18 protein-coding genes and 2 pseudogenes are annotated in these 20,924 nt (G+C 66.6%); 17 read left to right on the top strand and 3 right to left on the bottom strand.

Annotated features, from left to right (window positions below):
* On the top strand, window positions 1-939 hold a 939-nt coding region (locus WCZ84_RS10390; protein ID WP_372686199.1), incomplete at its 5' end, for a tRNA CCA-pyrophosphorylase.
* A 24-nt stretch (window positions 940-963) separates the two neighbouring features.
* On the opposite strand, the gene WCZ84_RS10385 is transcribed toward WCZ84_RS10390, so the two are convergent.
* The gene (locus WCZ84_RS10385; protein WP_372686198.1) at window positions 964-2,163 is read right to left on the bottom strand and encodes a class I SAM-dependent methyltransferase; all 1,200 of its coding nucleotides are present in this window, start codon (window positions 2,161-2,163) and stop codon (window positions 964-966) included.
* 142 nt (window positions 2,164-2,305) lie between these two features.
* Here WCZ84_RS10385 and WCZ84_RS10380 point away from each other — a divergent pair, with 142 nt between their 5' ends.
* The 6 genes from WCZ84_RS10380 to WCZ84_RS10355 are packed head-to-tail and all read left to right on the top strand — an operon-like array spanning window position 2,306 to window position 7,927.
* A complete protein-coding gene (locus WCZ84_RS10380; protein ID WP_372686201.1) occupies window positions 2,306-3,463 on the top strand; it encodes an L-lactate dehydrogenase in 1,158 nt (385 codons plus the stop codon).
* A gap of 32 nt (window positions 3,464-3,495) precedes the next feature.
* Window positions 3,496-4,647 carry an ABC transporter substrate-binding protein gene (locus tag WCZ84_RS10375; protein WP_372686197.1) on the top strand — a complete coding sequence of 384 codons (1,152 nt, stop codon included), beginning with the start codon at window positions 3,496-3,498 and terminating at the stop codon, window positions 4,645-4,647.
* 39 nt (window positions 4,648-4,686) lie between these two features.
* On the top strand, window positions 4,687-5,568 hold the full coding sequence (locus tag WCZ84_RS10370) for a branched-chain amino acid ABC transporter permease (protein WP_372686196.1): 882 nt from the start codon (window positions 4,687-4,689) through the stop codon (window positions 5,566-5,568).
* A gap of 7 nt (window positions 5,569-5,575) precedes the next feature.
* The gene (locus WCZ84_RS10365) at window positions 5,576-6,442 is read left to right on the top strand and encodes a branched-chain amino acid ABC transporter permease (protein WP_372686195.1); all 867 of its coding nucleotides are present in this window, start codon (window positions 5,576-5,578) and stop codon (window positions 6,440-6,442) included.
* Window positions 6,435-7,205: an ABC transporter ATP-binding protein gene (locus WCZ84_RS10360; protein ID WP_372686194.1), complete on the top strand. Its 771-nt coding sequence runs from the start codon at window positions 6,435-6,437 to the stop codon at window positions 7,203-7,205. The genes WCZ84_RS10365 and WCZ84_RS10360 overlap by 8 nt, the downstream gene beginning before the upstream one ends.
* Window positions 7,202-7,927 (top strand): ABC transporter ATP-binding protein, encoded by a 726-nt coding sequence (locus tag WCZ84_RS10355; RefSeq protein ID WP_372686192.1) that lies wholly within the window; start codon window positions 7,202-7,204, stop codon window positions 7,925-7,927. The genes WCZ84_RS10360 and WCZ84_RS10355 overlap by 4 nt, the downstream gene beginning before the upstream one ends.
* On the opposite strand, the pseudogene WCZ84_RS10350 reads toward WCZ84_RS10355, so the two are convergent.
* Window positions 7,924-9,225 (bottom strand): annotated as a pseudogene (locus WCZ84_RS10350) (DEAD/DEAH box helicase); the annotation flags it as partial. The gene WCZ84_RS10355 and the pseudogene WCZ84_RS10350 overlap by 4 nt on opposite strands.
* Before the next feature lie 267 nt (window positions 9,226-9,492).
* On the opposite strand from WCZ84_RS10350, the gene glmS reads away from it, so the two are divergent.
* Together glmS and WCZ84_RS10340 are read left to right on the top strand one after the other, a co-directional pair.
* Window positions 9,493-11,325, top strand: coding sequence for a glutamine--fructose-6-phosphate transaminase (isomerizing) (glmS, locus tag WCZ84_RS10345; RefSeq protein WP_372686191.1), 1,833 nt, complete (start codon window positions 9,493-9,495; stop codon window positions 11,323-11,325).
* 68 nt (window positions 11,326-11,393) lie between these two features.
* Window positions 11,394-11,783: a VOC family protein gene (locus WCZ84_RS10340; protein WP_372686190.1), complete on the top strand. Its 390-nt coding sequence runs from the start codon at window positions 11,394-11,396 to the stop codon at window positions 11,781-11,783.
* A 24-nt stretch (window positions 11,784-11,807) separates the two neighbouring features.
* On the opposite strand, the gene WCZ84_RS10335 is transcribed toward WCZ84_RS10340, so the two are convergent.
* Window positions 11,808-12,233, bottom strand: coding sequence for a MarR family winged helix-turn-helix transcriptional regulator (locus WCZ84_RS10335; RefSeq protein ID WP_372686189.1), 426 nt, complete (start codon window positions 12,231-12,233; stop codon window positions 11,808-11,810).
* A gap of 207 nt (window positions 12,234-12,440) precedes the next feature.
* Between WCZ84_RS10335 and WCZ84_RS10330 the strand changes: the two are divergent.
* From WCZ84_RS10330 to WCZ84_RS10295, 8 genes and pseudogenes are all read left to right on the top strand, one after another.
* Window positions 12,441-13,207: pseudogene (locus WCZ84_RS10330) on the top strand (glucose 1-dehydrogenase).
* A 32-nt stretch (window positions 13,208-13,239) separates the two neighbouring features.
* Window positions 13,240-14,022 carry a 2-ketocyclohexanecarboxyl-CoA hydrolase gene (gene badI / locus WCZ84_RS10325; RefSeq protein WP_372686200.1) on the top strand — a complete coding sequence of 261 codons (783 nt, stop codon included), beginning with the start codon at window positions 13,240-13,242 and terminating at the stop codon, window positions 14,020-14,022.
* A gap of 18 nt (window positions 14,023-14,040) precedes the next feature.
* The gene (gene aliB, locus WCZ84_RS10320; RefSeq protein ID WP_372686188.1) at window positions 14,041-15,198 is read left to right on the top strand and encodes a cyclohexanecarboxyl-CoA dehydrogenase; all 1,158 of its coding nucleotides are present in this window, start codon (window positions 14,041-14,043) and stop codon (window positions 15,196-15,198) included.
* Window positions 15,199-15,249: 51 nt separating this feature from the next.
* Entirely contained in the window at window positions 15,250-16,914 is a 1,665-nt protein-coding gene (gene aliA, locus WCZ84_RS10315) for a cyclohexanecarboxylate-CoA ligase (protein WP_372686187.1), read from the top strand.
* Window positions 16,911-17,948, top strand: a complete 1,038-nt coding sequence (locus tag WCZ84_RS10310; RefSeq protein ID WP_372686186.1) for a zinc-binding dehydrogenase — start codon at window positions 16,911-16,913, stop codon at window positions 17,946-17,948. Before aliA ends, WCZ84_RS10310 begins: the two co-directional genes overlap by 4 nt.
* A gap of 17 nt (window positions 17,949-17,965) precedes the next feature.
* Window positions 17,966-18,406 carry a MaoC family dehydratase N-terminal domain-containing protein gene (locus WCZ84_RS10305; protein WP_372686185.1) on the top strand — a complete coding sequence of 147 codons (441 nt, stop codon included), beginning with the start codon at window positions 17,966-17,968 and terminating at the stop codon, window positions 18,404-18,406.
* 27 nt (window positions 18,407-18,433) lie between these two features.
* Window positions 18,434-18,898: a MaoC family dehydratase gene (locus WCZ84_RS10300; protein ID WP_372686184.1), complete on the top strand. Its 465-nt coding sequence runs from the start codon at window positions 18,434-18,436 to the stop codon at window positions 18,896-18,898.
* A gap of 75 nt (window positions 18,899-18,973) precedes the next feature.
* A partial coding sequence (locus WCZ84_RS10295; protein ID WP_372686183.1) for an AMP-binding protein occupies window positions 18,974-20,924 on the top strand: 1,951 nt, incomplete at its 3' end.

Raw genomic sequence — 20,924 nt, 5'->3', positions numbered from 1 at the left:
TTCCCCGTGTTCCTGCACCCGCGCACCGACGAGGAATACGCGCTGGCGCGTACCGAGCGCAAGTCGGGGCGGGGCTACCATGGCTTCGTGTTCCATGCGGGGCAGGACGTCACGCTCGAAGAAGACCTGCGGCGGCGTGATCTCACGGTGAACGCGATTGCCCGCGCGCCGGATGGGCGCCTGATCGATCCTCTGGGGGGCGCGGCCGACGTGCGCGCCCGGGTGCTGCGCCACGCCGGCGCGGCCTTCGTCGAGGATCCCGTGCGCCTGCTGCGCCTGGCGCGCTTCGCCGCGCGTTTTGCCGATTTTTCCATCGCACCCGAAACCCTCGATCTATGCCGCGCGCTGGTACGGCAGGGCGAGGTCGACGCCCTGGTGCCCGAGCGGGTCTGGCAGGAACTCGCCAAGGGCCTGATGACGGCCCGCCCCGCGCGCATGTTCCAGGTGCTCGAGGCCTGTGGCGCGCTCGAGCGCGTGGCGCCCGGCCTGGTCTGGAACAAGGCGGTCGCCGACGGCCTGGCGTGCGCGGTCGAGCGCGGCCTCAGCCTGGCACAGCGTTATGCCCTGCTGTGTCGTGCGTCGGCACCGGGCCTGCAGGCCCACCTGAAGGCCCCGGGCGCCTGCCAGGATCTCGCCCGCCTGCTCCCGGGCCTGCTGTCGCGCCTGGCGGCTGGCGAAGACGGGCCCGAGGCCTGGCTGGCGCTGTTCGAATCCTGCGATGCCTTGCGTCGCCCCGAACGGTGTCTGGATCTGCTGGCGGCGGCCGCGTGCGTGCGAAGCGGGCTGGACCAGACCCGCTGGGCCCGGCGCCTGGATGCGGTGCGGGCGGTGGATGCCGGGGCCATTGCGCGCGCGGCCGGCGGCGACGTCGAGCGCCTGCGCAATGGCCTGCGCGCGGCCCGCCTGCAAGCCCTGGCGCAGGCGCCGTCAACCGCCTGATCGGCGCCCGCCTGGATCCAGGGTTCAAAGGCGGTCGCGCCGGTCGCCGCGCGCGAAACCGGCCAGTGGCGGCTCGATGCCCCGGCCGATGGCCAGCACCTTGAAGAGTTCGCCCATTTCGGCCTCGGACAGCAGCGTGTTGGCGGCCGCTAGGCGCCGGGCCCGGGTGGCGGCGTCGTCTTCTGTACCGGGTGGCGCCGCGGCCAGCAAGTCGGCCAGCCCCAGGTTGAGCAAAAAGCGGGCCTGCGAGGTGTAGCCCAGCACCGCCAGGCCGCCCTCGAGGGCGGCATCGGCCATTGCGGTGAAATCCACGTGCGCCGTGATGTCCTGCAGGCCGGGCAGGATGAGCGGCTGGTCGTGGGCATGGTGGCGAAAATGGCACATGAGCGTGCCCTGGCGGCGCTGCGGGTGGTAGTACTCGGCCTGCGGGAAGCCATAGTCGATGAGCAGCGCCGCCCCCTTGTGCAGCCAGCGGCCCAGGTTACGCACCCAGGCCTCGGCCTGCAGGTTCAGCTCGGACTGGTATCCGGGCCATGCGGGCAGGCGCTGGGCCAGCTGGGCGGCGGCGTCGGCCGCCAGCGGGCGGCTGGCCCAGCAGAAGGCGGGGGCGTCGGGGTGCGACCCGGGTGCCAGGGCCACGCCCAGCTCGTGGGCCTGGCCGTCGGCATCCAGGCTGAAGATGCGTACGGGCATGGCATCCAGCACCTCGTTGGCCAGGACGCAGCCGCAAAAGTGGTCCGGCAGCGCGTCCAGCCACTGGACTTGATCGCCCAGGGCGGCCAGGCGGGCCTGCTGGCGGGCCCGCAGATCGGCCGACACCTCGAGGATGCGATAGCGTGCGCGGATGCCCTGGGTCTGCAGCGCGGGGATCAGGCTGGCCGCCAGGGTGCCCGAGCCCGCCCCGAATTCGAGTAGGTCGTCAGAGCCCGCGGCCTGCAGGATTTCGGCGGCCTGGCGCGCCAGGGCCTGGCCGAAGAGCGGGGTGGTTTCCGGCGCCGTGGTGAAGTCGCCGCCGGTGTGCAGCTTGGTGCTGCCGGCGCTGTAGTAGCCCAGCCCGGGGGCATACAGGGCAATCTGCATCCAGTGCTCGAAGGGCAGGAAGCCCTGGGCGCGGCCAATGGCCTGAGCCAGGTGGGCGGCCACCTGGCGGCCATGGGCGCGGGCTTCGTCGCCTGGTTCGGGCAGGCCGGCGGGAATCTGGCTGTGGGGCAGGTTCGGGCTCATGCGCGCAGCATAGCAGGCCTTGGGCTGCCCTGGCGGGTGGTCTTATAATCGGGCACGGGTGCACTGTCATAATGCATTACACCCATTACCTGGGGTTTCACCATCACAAGGGGGTCTAGGCGTGTTCCCATCTCTCGACAAAATGACTTGCGTGGAAGACTTCCGCCAGGTCGCGGCACGCCGCGTACCCCGCATGTTCTACGATTACGCCGATTCCGGCTCCTGGACGGAACACACCTACCGGGCCAATGTATCCGATTTTGCGCTGCTCAAGTTCTGCCAGCGGGTCGGGATCAATTTCGAGCATCGCAACCTGCGCAGCACGCTGCTGGGCGAAGACGTCACCCTGCCGCTGGCGCTGTCGCCCACGGGGCTGACCGGCATGCAGCACGCCGATGGCGAGATCCTTGCGGCACGGGCCGCCGAAAACTTCGGTATCCCGTTCACCCTGTCGACGATGAGCATCTGCTCCATCGAAGACGTGGCCGCGCACGTCAGCCGGCCGTTCTGGTTCCAGCTGTACGTCATGCGCGACCGCGACTTCGTCGGCCGGCTGATCGACCGCGCCAAGAACGCGGGCTGTTCCGCGCTGGTCGTGACGATGGATCTGCAGATCCTGGGGCAGCGGCACAAAGATATCAAGAACGGGCTGTCCACCCCGCCCAAGCCCACGCTGATGAATCTGCTCAATCTGGCGTGCAAGCCCTACTGGTGCATGCACATGCTGGCCACGCGGCGGCGCACGTTCGGCAACATCGTGGGCCATGCCAAGGGGGTCTCCGACATGGGCTCGCTGTCGGCCTGGACGGAGCAGCAGTTCGATCCCACCCTCAGTTGGGACCAGCTCGAGTGGATCAAGGCGCGCTGGGGGGGTAAGATCATTCTCAAGGGCATTCTCGATGCCCGCGATGCCCGCAAGGCGGTCGATGCCGGCGCCGACGCCCTGATCGTCTCCAACCATGGCGGGCGGCAGCTCGATGGCACGTCGTCGTCCATCGCCATGCTGCCCGACATCGTGGCCGAGGTCGGGCAAGACATCGAAGTGCTGCTCGATGGCGGCGTGCGCGGCGGCCAGGACATTCTCCGGGCCGTGGCGCTGGGGGCGCAGGGGGTCATGATGGGCCGGCCCTTCCTGTATGCATTGGGCGCCTTTGGCGAGGCGGGCGTGCGCCGCTGCCTGCAGCTGATGGCCAACGAACTCGATGTCAGCATGGCATTTTGCGGCCGCACGGACATCCGCGACGTCGATCGCAGCATCTTGCTCAACCCGCAGATCTTCGACGGCACCAACGGTCTGTAGGCCACTTTTCCACCCGGCAACGGAGACATACCATGAAACGATTCTCACAGCTGCTGATCGCAGCGGCGTTTTCCACAGCGGCTTTTGCACCCGTGCACGCGGCCGACATCAAGATCGGGGTCGGGCAGGCCCTGACGGGCGGCGGTGCGCTGTACGGCAAGGCCATCGTCAACGGCTTCGAGATGGCGGTCGATGAAATCAACCAGGCGGGCGGCCTTCACGGCAATGCCATCAAGCTGGTGATGGAGGACACCAAAAGCGAAAAAGGGGCGGCCATCAATGCCTACAAGCGGTTGATCTTCGGCGACAAGGTCCTGGCCATCTTCGGCACGACCGTCTCCAATACGGCGCAGGCGGCCGATCCGACCGCGCAGGCGGCCAAGACCGTGGCGCTCAGCTCCTCGAACACGGCCTACGACATCACGTCTATCGGCGACTACATCTTCCGCAATGCCGTCATCGAGGCCGACGTGCTGCCCGTAACGGTGGCGGTGGCCAAAGAGAAACTGAGCCTGAAGAAAGTCGCCATCCTGTACGGCAATGACGATGACTTCACGGTCGACGAGTACGACATCTTCAAGGAAACGCTCACCGAACAGGGCATCGAAATCACCACCGAAGAAACCTTCGTGAAAGGCGACGTCGACTTCAAGGCCCAGCTGACCAAGATCAAGAGCACGGATCCCGACGCGATCGTGATCGCGGCGTTGGCCGAAGGCGGGCCCATCATGGTGCAGGCGCGTCAATTGGGCATCGACCTGCCGTTCATCGGCGGCAATGGCATGAATTCCGACAAGATCTTCACCACGGCGCCGGGCGTCGCTTCCAACGATCTCTGGGTGGGCAGCCCGTGGTCCCTGGACAACGACACGCCCGAGAACAAGCAGTTCATCGCCGACTACAACGCCCGCTACAAGGTCAACCCCGATCAGTTCGCGGCCCAGGCCTATGATGCCGCCCACATTCTTGCGCAGGCCATCCGGGGGATCCAGCTCAGCGGCGACGTGGCCGCCGATCGGGCCGCGCTGCGCGATGCCTTGCCCAACGTCACCTGGACGGGCGCGACCGGCCCATTCAAGTTCAAGCGGCACCTCGATCGCCAGGGCCAGCCCACGGGGTATGATGCCGACCAGACGGCCATCGTCAGCGTCACGCGGGATGGCCGGTTCGTGCTGGTCGACTGATCCCGGTTCGGGTCCGTCGCCTGGGTTCCGGTTGCGCCGATGTTTGCACAACAGCTGATCAACGCGATTTCCCTGGGGTGCGTGTTCGCCTTGTTCGCGCTGGGCTTCACGCTCATCTTCGGGGTGCTGCGGGTGGTCAATCTGGCCCACGGTGCGGTATTCATGGCCGGCGCCTACGTGGCGCTGGTCGTGATCGTGCATCTGGGGATGCCGCTATGGGCGGGGCTGGCGGCGGCTTTCGCGGCCGCGGGCCTGCTGGGCGCGGGGGTCGACTGGCTGATACTGCGGCCGCTGCGCCAGCGCGAGGCCCCAGAGCTGATCCTCATGATCGCCACCATCGGCGTGGCCACCATTCTGGCCAATGGCGTGCGCATCCTGTTCGGCCCGGACAACCAGCGGTTTCCGCATGGCCTGCTGCCCGAAGACGTGATCGCCGTGGCGGGTATCCGTGTCACGGTCATCGAGATCCTGATCATCCTGGTCTCGGTGGCCCTGATGGTGGTCCTCATGTATGCCATCCAGGGTACGCGCTACGGGCGGGCGTTGCGCGCCGTGGCCGAATCCCCGCGGGCGGCCCGCCTGATGGGCATTCACGTCGAGCGCATGTTTTTCTCGACGTCGTTTCTGGCGGGCGGGCTGGGCGGCGTGGCGGGCGTGCTGATCGGCCTGTATTCCAACGCCCTGTACCCGCTCATGGGCGAGCCCATGCTGCTGGTGGGGGTGGCCGTCGTCATCCTCGGCGGCATGGGCAGTATTCCGGGGGCCCTGATCGGGGGCCTGTTTCTGGGCTTTTCGCAAGTGTTCTCGGTCGCGTACATCGGTTCCAGCGCGCGCGATGCGATTGCCTTCGGCCTGCTGTTCGCCGTCCTGCTCCTGCGCCCGCAGGGGCTGTTCGGCACAGCGGCCCAGCGCAAGGCCTGAAGCGTTCATGGACAGCCTGATCACCTTCTGGGCCATCTACAGCAACGTCATCCTGTCGCTGGGCATCAACGCGCTCCTGGCGCTGTCCATCTGGCTGACGCTCGCCTGCGGCGTGCTGTCGATCGCCAATGCGGCCTTCATGGGCATCGGCGCCTACGCCGCGGCATTGTTCACCATGAAGCTGGGCACGCCGTTCCTGGTGTCGCTTGCCGCGGGCATGTTGTTTCCCGCCCTGGCCGCGCTGGTCATCGGGTTGCCGGTGATCCGGCTGTCGGGTATTTACCTGGCCATGGCGACGCTGGCCTTTGGCGAAGTGATCCGGGTGCTGATCCTGAACACCCCCACGCTGACGGGCGGTGCGCGCGGGCTCAACGGCATTCCACAACTCACCGAGTGGTGGCATGTGTTTCTGGCGCTGGCGATCGTGCTGGCGGTGCTCTGGCGCATGCGGCGGGCCCGGATCGGGCGCGCCTTCGATGCGATCCGCAGCGACGAGACGGCGGCCAGCCTGATGGGCATCAACGTCTCGGCGCACGAGCTCCTGGCGCTGGTGCTGGGCGCGGCCATTGCGGGGCTGGCCGGTGCGCTCGATGCGCACCTGACGTTTTTCATCGGCCCCAACGAATACGGTTTCAGCCGAGCCGTCCACATCCTGACCATGGCCATCCTGGGGGGCATCACGAGCCTGGTCGGCCCGGTCGTGGGCAGTACCATCATCACCTTGCTGCCTGAGCTCTTCAGCGAGTTCATCGATTTCAGCCTGATCATCAACGGGGTGGTGCTGGTGGTCATCGTCCTGTTCCTGCCCCAGGGGGTCTGGGATCCGGCGCGTTTCGCCCGCTGGCGGCGCCAGGGGGGGCAGCGGCATGCTTGAGCTCACGGGCGTCTGTCTGCGTTTCGGCGGCCTGCAGGTATTGCAAGACGTCAGCCTGCGGGTGCCCAAAGGGGCCATCTATGGCCTGATTGGCCCGAACGGGGCGGGCAAGACAACGCTGTTCAACCTGATCACCGGCCTGCTGCAGCCCGATGCGGGCGACATCCGCTTCGAGCAGACCTCGCTGCTGGGCAGGCGGCCGCACCAGATCGCGCGTACGGGGCTTGCCCGCACTTTTCAGAATATCCGGCTGTTCAAAGACATGACTCTGCTGCAGAACGTGGTGGTGGGCGCGCACCGCCACCTGGGTTATGGCGTGTTGCCGATGCTGCTGGGCACGCGCGGGTTTCGTCACCAAGAGGCCGACGCCCATCGTCAGGCACACGAGCTGCTGCAGTGGATGAAGCTGGATCACAAAACCCACGAGCTGTCCGACAATCTGTCCTATGGCGAGCAGCGGCGTCTCGAGCTGGCGCGCGCCCTGGCCAGCCAACCCAGCCTGTTGCTGCTCGACGAGCCCGCGGCTGGCATGAATACGGGCGAGCGCGCCGAACTCATGCGCTGGATCGGCGAAATCCGCGCGCGGGGCTACACCATTCTGATGATCGAGCACGACATGCACTTCGTGATGGGCCTGTGCGATCACATCACGGTCCTGAATTTCGGCAAGGTGATCGCCTCGGGCGCGCCGGCCGAGATCCAGCGCAATCCGGACGTGATCGAAGCCTACCTGGGGCGCGACGACGAAGAGGGCGCCCCATGAACACCGCAGCCGCAGCCAATGCGCTCGAAGTCCGGGGCCTGGCGGTGCATTATGGTCACGTGCAGGCGGTGCGCGGCATCGATTTCACGCTGGCGCAGGGCAGCATCACGGCGCTGGTGGGGGCCAACGGCGCGGGCAAGTCCACCACCCTGCAAGCGCTCTCCGGCCTGCAGCCCAAGGCCGCCGGCCGGGTGGTCTTCGAGGGTGAAGACATCACCCGCCTGCCGTCCCATAAAATCGTGGCGCGCGGCATCATCCAGGTCCCCGAAGGGCGCGCCATCCTGGCCACGATGACGATCCGCGAGAATCTCGAACTGGGGGCGTATCGGCTGGGGGGCCACGGCCGCCCGCAAGATTTCGACTACGTGTTCCACCTGTTTCCGCGCCTGCGCGAACGCATGCACGGCCTGGCCGGCAACCTGTCGGGCGGCGAGCAGCAAATGCTGGCCATCGGCCGCGCCCTGATGGCGCAGCCGCGCCTGTTGCTGCTCGACGAGCCATCCATGGGGCTGGCGCCCCTGGTCGTGCGCGAGATTTTCCATGCGCTGCGCACCATTCATGCCGATGGCCTGACGCTGCTGCTGGTCGAACAGAATGTGCGCCAGGCGCTCAGGCTGGCACAGTATGGCTATGTGCTGGAAAACGGCAGCATGGCCCTGTCCGACACCGGCCAGAACCTGCTGCAGCACCCGCGCGTGATTCAGGCGTACCTGGGGGCCTGAGGCCGTGTGCGGGCTGTCTTGCGGGCGCCGGCGTCCGCGCCCCGTCGATCGGTGCGGCCGGCATGGGGTTGGGATGGGCCGGCTTTCCGGGCGCCTGGCCGGCCCGTACCGGGGCCGCCATGGCGTTTCGCCGGGCGTTTTTCACGGGCGGGCGGGCGAGCCTGGGGCTCGAGCCCGGGGATGGTGTCCGTGGGGATCGGACGGCCCATGTAGTGCTCGATGCGGCGTATCTTGTGGCGCTCGCCGTGCATGGCCAGGGTGATGGCCTGGCCGTCGCGCCCGGCGCGCCCGGTGCGGCCGATGCGGTGCACGTAGTCTTCGGCCTGCATGGGCAGGTCGTAGTTGATCGAATGGGTGATGGTCTGCACATCCAGGCCGCGGGCCGCCACGTCGGTGGCCACCAGTACGCGCACGCGGCCTTTCTGCAGCAAGCCCAGGGTGCGCGTGCGCTGGCGCTGATTCATGTCGCCGTGCAGGGCGACGGCTGCGAAGCCCTGGTCGGCCAGATGGTCGGCGAGGTCGTCGGCGCCCCGTTTGGTCGCCGTGAAGACGATGGCCTGGTCCAGTTCGCTGTCGCGCAGCAGGTGATCCAGCAGGCGCCGCTTGTGGCCCGGATTGTCGGCGTACAACAGGTGCTGGTGGATGTTGGCGTGCCGGTGCTGCGGCGTGGCGATCTGCAGCCGTTGTGGCTCGCGCATCAGGGTGCCCGCCAGCTTGGCGATGTGGCCATCCAGCGTGGCCGAGAACAGCAGCGTCTGGCGGCTGTCCGGGGTGGCCTGGACGATGGTGTGGATGTCGTCGATGAACCCCATGTCGAGCATGCGGTCGGCTTCGTCCAGCACCAGGGTCTCGACGCCGGACAAATCCGCACGGCCAGCCTGCAGGTGGTCGATCAGGCGCCCCGGGGTGGCCACCAGCACGTCCACGCGACGGGCGAGGGCCTTGATTTGGGCACCGTAGGGCATGCCGCCCACGACGGCCGCCACCCGCAGCCCGGTCATTTTGGCCGCATAGGCGCGTGTGGCATCGGCCACTTGCAGGGCGAGTTCGCGGGTGGGAGCGAGGACCAGCACGCGGACGCCGCGCCCGCCCGCCGTGCGGCGCTGGCTCAGGTGCGCCAGCGCCGGCAGCATGAAGGCGGCGGTCTTGCCGCTGCCCGTCTGGGCCGACACCATCAGGTCGTGGCCGGCCAGTGCGAGCGGAATGGCCGCGGCCTGAACGGAAGTGGGGGTATGGATGCCCTGATCGGACAGGGCGACCAGCAGCATGGGGTCGAGCCCCAGCGAAGAGAAAGACATAGGTTCCTTGTGGCCGCCATTGCAGCCATGTGCGTCGGGATGAGGTATACCCCGGGGTGAGCCGCAGAAGACTGCCGCGGCGTGTCAGTCGCATGTGCCGACCGCATCCACCCAAGAAGCAACGAGGAACCGTGCTGTAGCCGGGAGGCCCCGGCCCTGGACCAGAGGTCAGAAAACAGGCAATCAAGCATTATACTGCACTGCAATATATTATGGGAATTCCAATTCGTCGTAATATCAGGATCAGACTTTTTGCGGAGCGTGTTCATGTGTGGCATTGTCAGCGCCGTGGCGCAGCACAACATCGTCCCTGTCCTGCTCGAAGGCCTGCGCCGGCTCGAGTACCGGGGCTATGACTCCTGCGGCGTGGCCGTGCACGACGGCCAGGGGCTGCGGCGGGTGCGCAGCACCAGCCGCGTGGCCGAACTGGTCGAACAAACCGTGCGGGATCAGGTGCAGGGCACCATCGGTATTGCACATACCCGCTGGGCCACACACGGCGCGCCGGTTACGCACAATGCGCATCCGCATTTTTCCGGGCCCGAGGGCGGGGCCGCGCGGGTTGCGCTGGTGCACAACGGCATCATAGAGAATCACGATGCCTTGCGGGCCGAACTCGAGGCCGCCGGCTATGCGTTCCACAGCCAGACCGACACCGAGGTCATCGCCCACCTGGTCGATCACCTCTATCAGGGCGATCTGCTCCAGGCGGTGCAGCAGGCCGTCCGGCGCCTGCAGGGCGCTTATGCGATCGCGGTGTTCTGTGCGGGCGAACCCGGGCGCATCGTGGGTGCGCGCCAGGGCTCGCCCCTGGTGGTGGGCCTGGCCGATGATGGCCAATATCTGGCCTCGGATGCCCTTGCCCTGGCCGGGACCACGTCACGCATCCTGTATCTGGAAGATGGCGACGTGGTGGATCTGCAGCTGGCCGGGGCGCACGTCTACGATCGCGCCGGGCGCCGCGCGACGCGCGTCGAGCACCTGGTGCAATTGCATACGGGCGAGGCCGAGCTGGGTCCGTACCGGCACTACATGCAAAAAGAAATCTTCGAGCAGCCGCGCGCGGTCGGCGACACCCTGCAGGATATCGAGGCCATCTCCCCCGCCCTGTTCGGCGAGCAGGCCGGCGCGGTGTTCGATGCCGTGGACCGGGTGCTCATTCTGGCCTGCGGCACCAGCTACTACGCCGGCCTGACGGCGCGCTACTGGATCGAATCCCTGGCCGGCATTCCCGTCGACGTCGAAATCGCCAGCGAGTACCGGTACCGGACCAGCGTGCCCAATCCGCGCACCCTGGTGGTGACGATCTCGCAATCGGGTGAAACGGCCGACACGCTGGCGGCGCTCAAGCATGCCCGCAGCCTGGGCATGACCCATACACTGACCGTCTGCAACGTGGCCACCAGCGCCATGGTGCGCGAATGCAAGCTCCATTTCATCACCCGGGCCGGTGTGGAGATCGGGGTGGCGTCCACCAAGGCATTCACCACCCAGCTCGTGGCGCTGCATCTGCTGACGCTCTGCCTGGCCAAAGGGCGTGGCCGCCTGGATCCGGCTGCCGAAGAGCTGGCGCTCAAGGCCCTGCGCCACCTGCCGGTGGCGTTGGCGGCCGTGCTGGCCCTCGAGCCGCAGATCATGGCCTGGGCCGATCGCTTTGCCGGCAAAGAGCACGCCTTGTTTCTGGGGCGCGGCATGCATTATCCGATCGCGCTCGAAGGCGCGCTCAAGCTGAAAGAAATCAGCTACATCCATGCCGAGGCCTATCCGGCCGGCGAGCTCAAGCACGGGCCGCTGGCCCTGGTCACGGATGCCATGCCGGTGGTCACGATTGCGCCGCACGACGAACTGCTCGAGAAACTGAAGTCGAACATGCAAGAAGTCCGTGCCCGGGGCGGCGAGCTGTACGTGTTCGCCGATGCGGATTCGCAGATGGTGGTGTCCGAGGGCATGCACGTGATCCGCATGCCCGAGCACTACGGCCGGTTGTCGCCCATCCTGCATACCGTGCCGCTGCAGCTGCTGGCCTACCATGCGGCCTGTGTGCGCGGCACCGATGTCGACAAGCCGCGCAACCTGGCCAAGAGCGTCACGGTCGAGTAAAAGCGCCCAAAGGCCGTACCAAAGGCAGTACGATGGGTGGCAAGGTGCCTTACACAGGAGATATCGCGATGGCAACGCTTGGCATTCATCATCTCGGCTTGTCCGTGTCCGATCTGGACCGGACCAGTGCGTTCTTCACCGACTGCCTGGGGTGGATCGTGGCACGCGAAGTGCCAGAGTATCCTGCGCGGTTCGTCACGAACGGCACCGCGTTCTTTACGCTCTGGCAGGCCGATCCTGCCGCCACGCCCTTCGACCGCCGCAACCACGTGGGCCTGCATCACGTCGCCCTGGCCGTCAGCGACGAGGCCACGCTGGATGCGCTGTTCGCGAAGGTGCAGGCCTACCCAGGGGTCCAGGTCGAATTCGCGCCGCAGCCAGTGCGCGACGGGCCGGCGCGGCATTGCATCTTCCAGGAACCCGGCGGCATCCGGATGGAATTGTTCTGGGCGCCCTGAACCCGGCCGCGGCCATGACGGCAGTTATGGTGCCTCGCCGCGGTTTTCGCCCTGTTCTTTGTCGATGCGTTCCATGTTCTCGAGCAGCTTGAGCATGTAGTGCAGGGTGTGGGTCATGTCGTTGATGGAAAAGCCGGTCAGCGCGTTTTCGTAGTAGTCATAGATCTTTGGCTGGGCGCCCTTTTCCCATACGTGCCGGCCGGTTTCCGTCATCTTCACCAGCCTGGAGCGCCGGTCGCGCGAGTCGGCCGCCAGGCATATGCGCCCGTCGCGCTCCAGGCGGCTGAGCACGCCCGACAGATTCTGGCGGCTGACCTTCAAATACCGGGCCAGGTCTCCGATGCTCATGCCGTCCTTGGCGCGGTCCCTGGACAGGGCGCCAAGCACGGCCCATTGCTGGGTGGTAAGGCCTTCGGAATCAATGGCTCGAGAACCTGTTTTATGCAACATGTTGGCACATTGATACAGGCGGAAAAAAATCCTGTTGGCCAATCCGGTAAAGGTAGGGTCATGATTTAGCATAGGTGAAAACCATTATTTTTAGAGTGGCCAGAAGAAAATGATTGCAGGATTCAAATCGATGTACGACAATATGTTGTCGTATTTGTGGTGTCAGATCAATAGAGCCGCAGGCTCGATAGCCAACAGGAAATCATGATGCAAAGGTTCCAGAACAAGACGGTCATCGTAACAGGTGGCGGCGGCGGGATTGGCGGGGCCACGGCACGGCGCCTGGCACAGGAGGGCGCCCGTGTCGGGGTGCTCGATCTCAACCTTGAAGCCGCCGAAGCCGTTGTGGCCCGTATCCGCGAAGACGCCGGCCAGGCGGCCGCCTTTCAGTGCGACATCACAGACCGCGCCCAGGTCGAAGCGGCGGTGGCGGGCGTCCAGGCGCAGCTCGGCCCCATCGATGCCCTGGTCAACAACGCGGGCTGGGATATTTTCAAGCCTTTTGTCAAGACGGTCCCTGCCGAATGGGATAAGATCATCGCAATCAACCTGGTCGGGGCGCTGCACATGCTGCACGTGGTCCTGCCGCAGATGGTCGAGCGTGGTTATGGCCGCATCGTCAATGTCGCGTCCGATGCCGCGCGGGGCGGGTCTTCCGGCGAAGCCGTGTATTCGGCGTGCAAGGGGGGGCTGGTGTCGATCGCCAAAACGCTCGCGCGCGAACATGCGCGCCACGGATCACGGTCAACGTAGTGTGCCCGGGGCCCACGGAAACGGCGCTGCTCGATAGCGTCACCGAAGGGGCGCGCGACCCCGCCAAATTGGTCGAAGCCTTTCGCAGTGCCATTCCGCTGGGGCGCCTGGGCCAGGGCGACGACCTGGCCGCCGCCATCGCGTTTTTCGCCAGCGACGACGCCGGCTTCGTCACCGGGCAGGTCCTCAGCGTATCTGGCGGCCTGACGATGCACGGCTGATTTTTTACCTAGACGGAGAAACCCCCATGACGATGAAGTTCGAAGACATCCTGTACGAAGTCCGCAACGGTGTGGCCTGGATCACCATCAACCGGCCCGAGAAGCTCAATGCGTTTCGTGGCACGACGTGCGAGGAACTGATCCGGGCGCTGAACAAGGCAGGGTACGACCGCGAAGTGGGCTGTATCGTGCTCGCCGGGGCGGGCGACCGGGCTTTCTGCACGGGGGGCGACCAGTCCGCCCACGATGGCAACTACGATGGCCGCGGTACCGTGGGTCTGCCCGTCGAAGAGCTGCACAGCACCTTGCGCGACGTCCCCAAGCCGGTCATCGCCCGGGTGCAGGGCTACGCCATTGGCGGCGGCAACGTGTTGTGCACCATCGCCGACCTGACGATCTGCTCGGAAAAAGCCGTCTTCGGCCAGGTGGGGCCGTCGATGGGGTCCGTCGATCCAGGTTTCGGAACCGCCTATCTCACGCGCGTGGTCGGCGAGAAAAAGGCCCGCGAGATCTGGTACCTGTGCCGCCGCTACAGTGGCCAGGAAGCCGTGGCCATGGGCCTGGCCAACGTGTGCGTGGCGCCCGAGAAGCTGGATGAGACCGTACAGCAGTGGGCCGAGGAAATCTGCGCCAAGAGCCCCACGGCGATCGCCATCGCCAAGCGCAGCTTCAACATGGATACCGCGCACCAGGCGGGTATCGCTGGCATGGGCATGTACGCGCTCAAGCTGTACTACGACACCGAAGAATCGCGCGAAGGCGTCAATTCCTTCAAGGAAAAGCGCAAGCCGGACTTCCGCAAGTACGCCAAGTAACGCCGCGGAGCCCAGGTCGTGTCCCCGAATCCCTACATCACCGAAGAACTCCAGGCGCTGGCCGACAGCGCCCGTCGCTTTGCCCACGAGCGGGTCGCGCCCGGGTTTCTCGAGCGCGATGGCACCCGCGTCCTGGATCGGGCGCTGATGCAAGAGATGGGGGCCCTGGGCTTCATCGCACCCGAGCTGCCCGAAGCGTTCGGCGGGTTGGGCATGAGCTGCCTGGCGGCGGCGGTCATCCACGAAGAAATCGCTCGCGCCGACCTCAGTTTTTCTTATGTCAACCTGCTGGCCTCGCTCAACAGCCAGATTCTCTCGCGCCATGGCCAGGCCGCCGTGGTGGCGCCCTGGCTGCAGAAGATCGTGGCGGGTGAATCCATCTGCGCCATTGCGCTCACCGAGCCCCGGGGCGGGTCGGATGCCGCCAATCTGCGCTTGCGCATCGAGCACGCAGGCGATGCCTACGTGCTCAACGGCGAGAAAACCTCCATCTCGGCGGCCGACCAGGCCGACATCTGCGTCGTCTTCGGCCGTACCGGAACGCCCGAGTCCGGTGCCCATGGGGTGACCGCGCTCATGGTGCCGATGGACGCGGCGGGCATCACGACCAGCCGCTTCGACTGCCATGGCCAGCGGGCGATCGGGCGCGGCTCGATCTTCTTCGAAAACGTGCGCATTCCAGCCAGTCATCGGCTGGGCGACGAAGGCAAGGGCTTCGTGCAGGTGATGCAGGGCTTCGATTTTTCCCGCTCCCTGATCGGCCTGCAGTGCCTGGCGGTGGCCCGGGTGGCCCTCGAGGAAACCTGGCAGCACCTGACCGAGCGCGAAGCCTTCGGCCAGCCCCTGGCGGCTTTCCAGGGCCTCACGCATCCGCTGGCGACGTTCGATACGCAGGTCGAAGGCGCGCGCCTGCTGTGTCTGCAGGGGCTGTGGCTCAAGGATCACGGGCTGCCGCATAGCGCAGAGGCCGGCATGGCCAAGTGGTGGGGGCCTGCGCTCGCATATGACGTGATCCACCAGTGCCTGCTGTGTCTTGGCCACGGCGGCTACGACCGCGGCATCATGGAGCAGCGCCTGCGCGACGTGCTGGGTTTTCAGATTGGCGACGGCACCGCCCAGATCATGAAGACCATCGTTGCACGCGATCGGGCGGGCCGCGCGTTCGTGCCGGCCTGACTGCGGCTGGCGGGGTAGAACCAAAAAGCACGACAGAACAAGGAGACCGACATGGAATTTGACCCCGTACTTCTACCCCCGCGCAGAGCCCGCATGCGCGAGTTGGGCCTGTGGTACGACCGCACCATCAATGACGACCTGGCGGACTGCCTGGCCGCCGGCCCCGACAAGCTCGCTCTCACGGCCGTACGCATCGAGACCGGTGAAGTCAGGCGTTTCACGGTGACCGAGCTGGTGCGCATGGCCGACCGGATGGCGGTGGGCCTGAGCCGTCTGGGGGTTGGCAAAAACGACGTGGTGGCCTGCCAGCTGCCGAACTGGTGGCAGTTCACCCTGACGTATCTTGCCTGCTCGCGCATCGGCGCCGTCATGAACCCGCTGATGCACATTTTCCGCGAGCGCGAGCTGTCCTTCATGCTCAACCACGGCGAGGCCAAGGTATTGATCGTGCCCCGGGTGTTTCGCGGCTTCGATTTCGAGCAGATGGCGGCCGGTCTCAAGCCCGCGCTGCCGCATCTGGATCACGTGGTGGTCATCGATGGCCAGGGCCCCGACAGTTTCGAGGCGCTGCTGAGCGGGCCCGAATGGGAAAACGAACCCGACGCCCAAGCGATTCTCACGCGCAGCCGCCCCACGCCCGACGACATCACGCAGCTGATCTACACCTCGGGCACCACCGGCGAACCCAAAGGGGTGATGCATACGGCCAACAGCCTGATGTCGAACATCATCCCCTATTGCCAGCGCTTGCACCTGACGGACGAAGACGTGATCCTCATGGCCTCGCCCATGGCGCATCAAACAGGCTTCATGTACGGCTTGATGATGCCCATCATGCTGCAGGCAAGCGCCGTGCTGCAAGACATCTGGCAACCGAAAAAGGCGGTCGAGCTGATCCGCGCCGAACAGGTCACGTTCACCATGGCCTCGACCCCGTTCCTGACCGATCTGTCGCGTACGGTGGCCGAAGAAATCCAGGCGGGCGGCGCGGGCGCGCCCACGCTGCGGACCTTCCTGTGCGCCGGCGCCCCCATCCCGGGGCCGCTGGTCGAACAAGCGCGCACGGCCCTGGGGATCAAGATCATATCGGCCTGGGGCATGACCGAGAACGGCGCCGTGACCACGACCTTGCCCGAAGACGACGACGAGCGCTCGGTCCACACCGATGGCACGCCGTTGCCCGGCGTCGAGGTCCGCATCCTGGATGAGGACGGTCAGGAAATGCCGGTGGGCGAGTCCGGCAAGCTGCTCCTGCGCGCCTGTTCGAACTTCTGCGGGTATCTCAAGCGCCCGCAGCTCAATGCGACCGATGACGAAGACTGGTTCGATACCGGTGACACGGCGCGCGTCGATGCGCGCGGCTACGTCCGTATCACGGGCCGCAGCAAGGACGTCATCATCCGCGGCGGCGAAAACATTCCGGTGGTCGAGATCGAGTCGCTGCTGTATCGGCATCCGGCCGTGGCCATGGTGGCCATCGTCGCGGTGCCCGACGAGCGCCTGGGCGAACGGGCCTGCGCGGTCGTGGTGCCCAAGCCGGGCGAACGCATCGATTTACCCATGATCGTCGATTTTCTCAAAGAGCAGAAGGTCGCCATGCAGTACATTCCCGAGCACCTCGTGATCCGCGAGGACATGCCCACCACGCCCTCGGGAAAGATCCAGAAATTCAAACTGCGCGAAATCCTGCACGATTTTTCCGGGACCAGCACATGAAAGCGGCATTCATCACCGGGCATGGCGGCAACGAAGTCGTCAAGATCCAGAACTACACCCTGCCCCCGCGGGCGCCGGGCGAAGTCCGGGTGCGCGTGCACGCGGCCACGCTCAACCAGGTGGACCTGTACATGCGCAACAGCGGGGCGGGCATTACGCACCAGCTGCCGCAGATCCTGGGGCTGGACGCCTCGGGGGTGGTCGAAGAGGTCGATGCCGCCGATCCCGTGCTGCGGCCGGGCCAAGAAGTGGTCATCCATCCCGGGGTTGCCTGCGGGCGCTGCGAGTACTGCGAGCGGGGCCAAACCGTGCTGTGCACCCGGATCCAGTTTCTGGGCGAGCACCGCAACGGCACGTTCGCGCAGTGGATTCACGTGCCGGCCACGCAGGTCTTCCCCAAGCCGGCGCACTTGAACTGGGCCGAGGCGGCGGCCCTGGGGGTCAACCACCTGACCGCGTGGCGCATGCTGTTTACCAAGGCCCGCCTGCAGCCGTGGGAAACCGTACTGGTCTTCGGCGTCGGCGGCGGCGTGTCGCTCGCCGCCCTACAGCTGGCCAAGGCGGTCGGTGCGCGCGTCATTGCCACGTCGCGCGATGATGGCAAGCTCGAGCGCGCCCGGGCGCAGGGCGCCGATCACGTCGTCAACAGCCACAGCGGCGATGTGGTGCGCGAGGTCATGGCCTACACGGACGGGCGCGGCGCCGACGTGGTGTTCGAGAACGTGGGCGAGGCCGTCTGGCCCCTGGCCATGAGATCCTTGGGGCGTGGCGGGCGTCTGGTCACGTGCGGCGCCACCTCGGGCGACCAGCCCGGGGCCGATTTGCGCCGCATCTTCGTGCGCCAGCTGCAGATCTTCGGCTCCAGCCTGGGCACCCTGGCTGAATTCCGCGATATGCTCGGCTTTGTCGGGCGGGCCGGCCTGCGCCCGGTCATCGATCGCGAATATCCGCTGGACGCGCTGCATGCGGCCCTCGATCATCTCGAATCGGGTACGCAGTTCGGCAAGCTGGCGCTGCGCATCGACGGACACTAAGGAGGCAGGCGACCCACATGATTGACCCTCAATGGATCGGCCATGAGCTGGCGCCCTCGGTGCTGCCCATCGAGCGTACGCGCCTGCAGTTTTTTGCCAAGGCGACCGGGCAGACCGACCCGGTCTACCGCGATCCGGTGGCGGCGCGCGCGGCCGGTTATGCGGATCTGCCGGCGCCGCCCACGTTCCTGTTTGCCGCCGATTACGACTCGGGGGCCTTCTACCAGCTGTTCAGCGACATGAAGGTCCCGTTGGGCCAGCTCCTGCATGCCGAGCAAGGGTTCACCTATCATAGGGTGGCGTGCGTCGGGGATACCGTCACCGTGCGCACGCGGGTCGACGACATCTACGCCAAGAAGGCGGGCGCACTCGAATTCGTGCGCCTGGCCTCGCGCGCGACCGATCAGCACGGACAGCTCGTGGCCGAGTGGCGCACCGTGCTGGTGTGGCGCCATTGAACGGGGATGGCCACGATGGACCACGCGATGAACCAGGATGAACCGCCCATGGACACGACACTTGCACCCGGAGCCGTGCGGGTCGGCGACGAACTCCCGCCCCTGCATCTGCCGCCCGTAGACCGCAGCGCATTGGCGCTGTTTGCCGGCGCCTCGGGGGATCACAATCCGATCCACCTGGATATCGATTTTGCGCAACGGGCCGGGCTGCCGGATGTCTTTGCCCAGGGCATGCTGGGCATGGCATGGCTGGCGCGGCTGCTCACCGATTGGGCGCCGCAGTCGCGCCTGCTGGACTTCAAGGTGCGTTTTCTGGCCATCACGCACGTGGGTGACGCGCTCTCGTGTTCCGGGCGCGTGCTCGAGACATTCGAGCGGGATGGCATGCAGTGTGCACGCCTGGCGGTGCAGGCGACAGACCAGGACGGCGAACGCAAGATCGCCGGCGAAGCCCTGGTGGCGCTGGCGCATCGGCCGGCGGGGGCGCCGTGAAGCGACGCCGCGCCAGTGGGGCTGCCAGACCTGCGCGAGGCGGCTCATTGTCTTTATCAGGAGGGCTGGAAAATCATGCACGCAGACTCTGTTTCCCCGGCTGACGTCGTCTGGCGGCCGGATGCCGCCACCCTCGAGGCCGCCAATCTGACGCGCTTCATGCGCGCGCTGGGCGTCGACTCTTTCGAATCGCTCAATCGGCGCGCCGACGCCGATCCGGCGTGGTTCAACGAAGGCCTGATCCGTTTTCTCGATTACCGCTTCGAGCGGCCCTACGAACAGGTGCTCGACCTGAGCGACGGGCTGCCGTTTGCGCGCTGGTGCGTGGGCGGGCGCACCAACGTGGTGCTCAACTGCCTCGACCGATGGCGTGGCACGCCGCGCTCGGACGCCCTCGCGCTGGTCTGGGAGGGCGAAGACGGGGTCACGTCCCAGTGGCGCTTTGCCGATCTCGACCGGGAAACCTGCCGCCTGGCCTGGGGTCTGCGCAGTCTTGGCCTGGGGCGCGGCGACGTGATCGGGATGTATCTGCCCAATCTGCCGCAGGCGGCCGTGGCGATGCTGGCCGCCGCGAAGATCGGCGCGATCGTGCTGCCCATGTTTTCCGGGTTCGGCACCGAGGCCGTCGTCCAGCGCCTGAACGATGGCCGGGCGAAGGCGGTCATCACGGTCGATGGGTCATTGCGCCGCGGCCGGCCGGTGGGCGCCAAGGCGGTGGTCGATGCGGCACTCGAACACTGCCCGCAGGTGCGGCACGTCGTCGTGCTTCAGCACCTGGCCACGGCCCATGGCTGGCAGGCCGGGCGCGACTATTGGTGGGATGAACTCTGCGCCGGCGCGCCGTCCGAAGTCGACGCCGTACCCACCGAGGCCATGCCGGCCGACGACCCCTTCCTGCTGGTGTTCACCTCGGGCACCAGCGGCAAGCCCAAGGGCGTGGTGCACACGCACTGCGGTTTTCCCGTCAAGACCGCGCTCGACCTGGCCTTGTGCATGGATCTGAAGCCCGAGGACCGGTTCCTGTGGATGTCCGACATGGGCTGGCTGGTCGGGCCGATGCTCGTCTTCGGTGGCCTGCTGGTGGGGGCCACGGTGGTATTGGCCGAGGGCGCGCCCAATTATCCGCAGCCCGACCGCTTGTGGCAATTGGTGGAACGCCATCGGGTCAGCTATCTGGGCCTGGCCCCGACGATCGCGCGCCTGTCCATGTCCTTGCCCCAGGATGTGCTGGCGAAACGCGACCTGACCTGCCTGCGCGTGATGGTGTCCACGGGCGAGCCTTGGACACTCGAGGCCTGGTCGTGGGCCTTCAGGCAGATCGGCCGGCGACGCGTGCCGCTGCTGAATTTTTCCGGCGGCACCGAAATGGGCGGCATTCTGACGGGCACGGTGATCCATCCTCTCAAGCCCTGCGCCTTTGCCGGGCCTGTTCCAGGTACGGGGGCCGACGTGGTCGATGCCGATGGCGTCTCGGTGGGCCCCGGGGTGACCGGCGAGCTGGTCATGCGGTCGCCCAGCATCGGGCTCACGCGCGGGCTTTGGCACGATCGCGAGCGCTATCTGCAAAGCTATTGGTCGCGCTGGCCCAACGTCTGGGCCCACGGCGATTTTGCCAGCCGCGATGCCGACGGCATGTGGTACGTGCATGGCCGCTCGGACGATACGTTGAAGATTGCCGGCAAGCGGGTGGGCCCGTCCGAAATCGAGGCTTTGCTGGTCGATACCGGGTTGCTGCTGGACGCGGCGGTGGTGGGGGTGCCGGATCCCATCAAGGGCACGGCGGTCCTGTGCGTCTGCGTGCCCAAACCGGATATCGACCGGGCCGCTGCCGTGGCGACGCTGTCCGATGCGGTGGCCACGGGGCTGGGCAAGGCGTTTCGGCCCGGTGGCGTGGTCTTCGCCACCGACCTGCCGCGCACGCGCAACATGAAAATCATGCGTCGGGTCGTGCGCGCCGCCTTGCTCGATCTGGATGCCGGCGATCTCAGCACGCTGGTCAACCCCGAATCGGTCGACGCCATCCGGG

This window comes from Castellaniella sp. (assembly GCF_041675725.1).
Classification (GTDB): Bacteria; Pseudomonadota; Gammaproteobacteria; order Burkholderiales; family Burkholderiaceae_B; genus Castellaniella.
This window is presented reverse-complemented; position numbering and strand designations above follow the sequence as displayed.

Excerpts from the sequence above, each read along its gene's own strand:
- WCZ84_RS10385 (WP_372686198.1), bottom strand. The coding sequence starts at position 2,163 with ATGAGCCCGAACCTGCCCCACAGCCAGATTCCCGCCGGCCTGCCCGAA.
- WCZ84_RS10360 (WP_372686194.1), top strand. The coding sequence starts at position 6,435 with ATGCTTGAGCTCACGGGCGTCTGTCTGCGTTTCGGCGGCCTGCAGGTA.
- WCZ84_RS10335 (WP_372686189.1), bottom strand. The coding sequence starts at position 12,233 with ATGTTGCATAAAACAGGTTCTCGAGCCATTGATTCCGAAGGCCTTACC.
- WCZ84_RS10310 (WP_372686186.1), top strand. The coding sequence starts at position 16,911 with ATGAAAGCGGCATTCATCACCGGGCATGGCGGCAACGAAGTCGTCAAG.
- WCZ84_RS10305 (WP_372686185.1), top strand. The coding sequence starts at position 17,966 with ATGATTGACCCTCAATGGATCGGCCATGAGCTGGCGCCCTCGGTGCTG.
- WCZ84_RS10375 (WP_372686197.1), top strand. The coding sequence starts at position 3,496 with ATGAAACGATTCTCACAGCTGCTGATCGCAGCGGCGTTTTCCACAGCG.
- WCZ84_RS10365 (WP_372686195.1), top strand. The coding sequence starts at position 5,576 with ATGGACAGCCTGATCACCTTCTGGGCCATCTACAGCAACGTCATCCTG.
- WCZ84_RS10355 (WP_372686192.1), top strand. The coding sequence starts at position 7,202 with ATGAACACCGCAGCCGCAGCCAATGCGCTCGAAGTCCGGGGCCTGGCG.
- WCZ84_RS10380 (WP_372686201.1), top strand. The coding sequence starts at position 2,306 with ATGACTTGCGTGGAAGACTTCCGCCAGGTCGCGGCACGCCGCGTACCC.
- WCZ84_RS10340 (WP_372686190.1), top strand. The coding sequence starts at position 11,394 with ATGGCAACGCTTGGCATTCATCATCTCGGCTTGTCCGTGTCCGATCTG.
- badI (WP_372686200.1), top strand. The coding sequence starts at position 13,240 with ATGAAGTTCGAAGACATCCTGTACGAAGTCCGCAACGGTGTGGCCTGG.
- glmS (WP_372686191.1), top strand. The coding sequence starts at position 9,493 with ATGTGTGGCATTGTCAGCGCCGTGGCGCAGCACAACATCGTCCCTGTC.
- WCZ84_RS10300 (WP_372686184.1), top strand. The coding sequence starts at position 18,434 with ATGAACCAGGATGAACCGCCCATGGACACGACACTTGCACCCGGAGCC.
- aliA (WP_372686187.1), top strand. The coding sequence starts at position 15,250 with ATGGAATTTGACCCCGTACTTCTACCCCCGCGCAGAGCCCGCATGCGC.
- WCZ84_RS10370 (WP_372686196.1), top strand. The coding sequence starts at position 4,687 with ATGTTTGCACAACAGCTGATCAACGCGATTTCCCTGGGGTGCGTGTTC.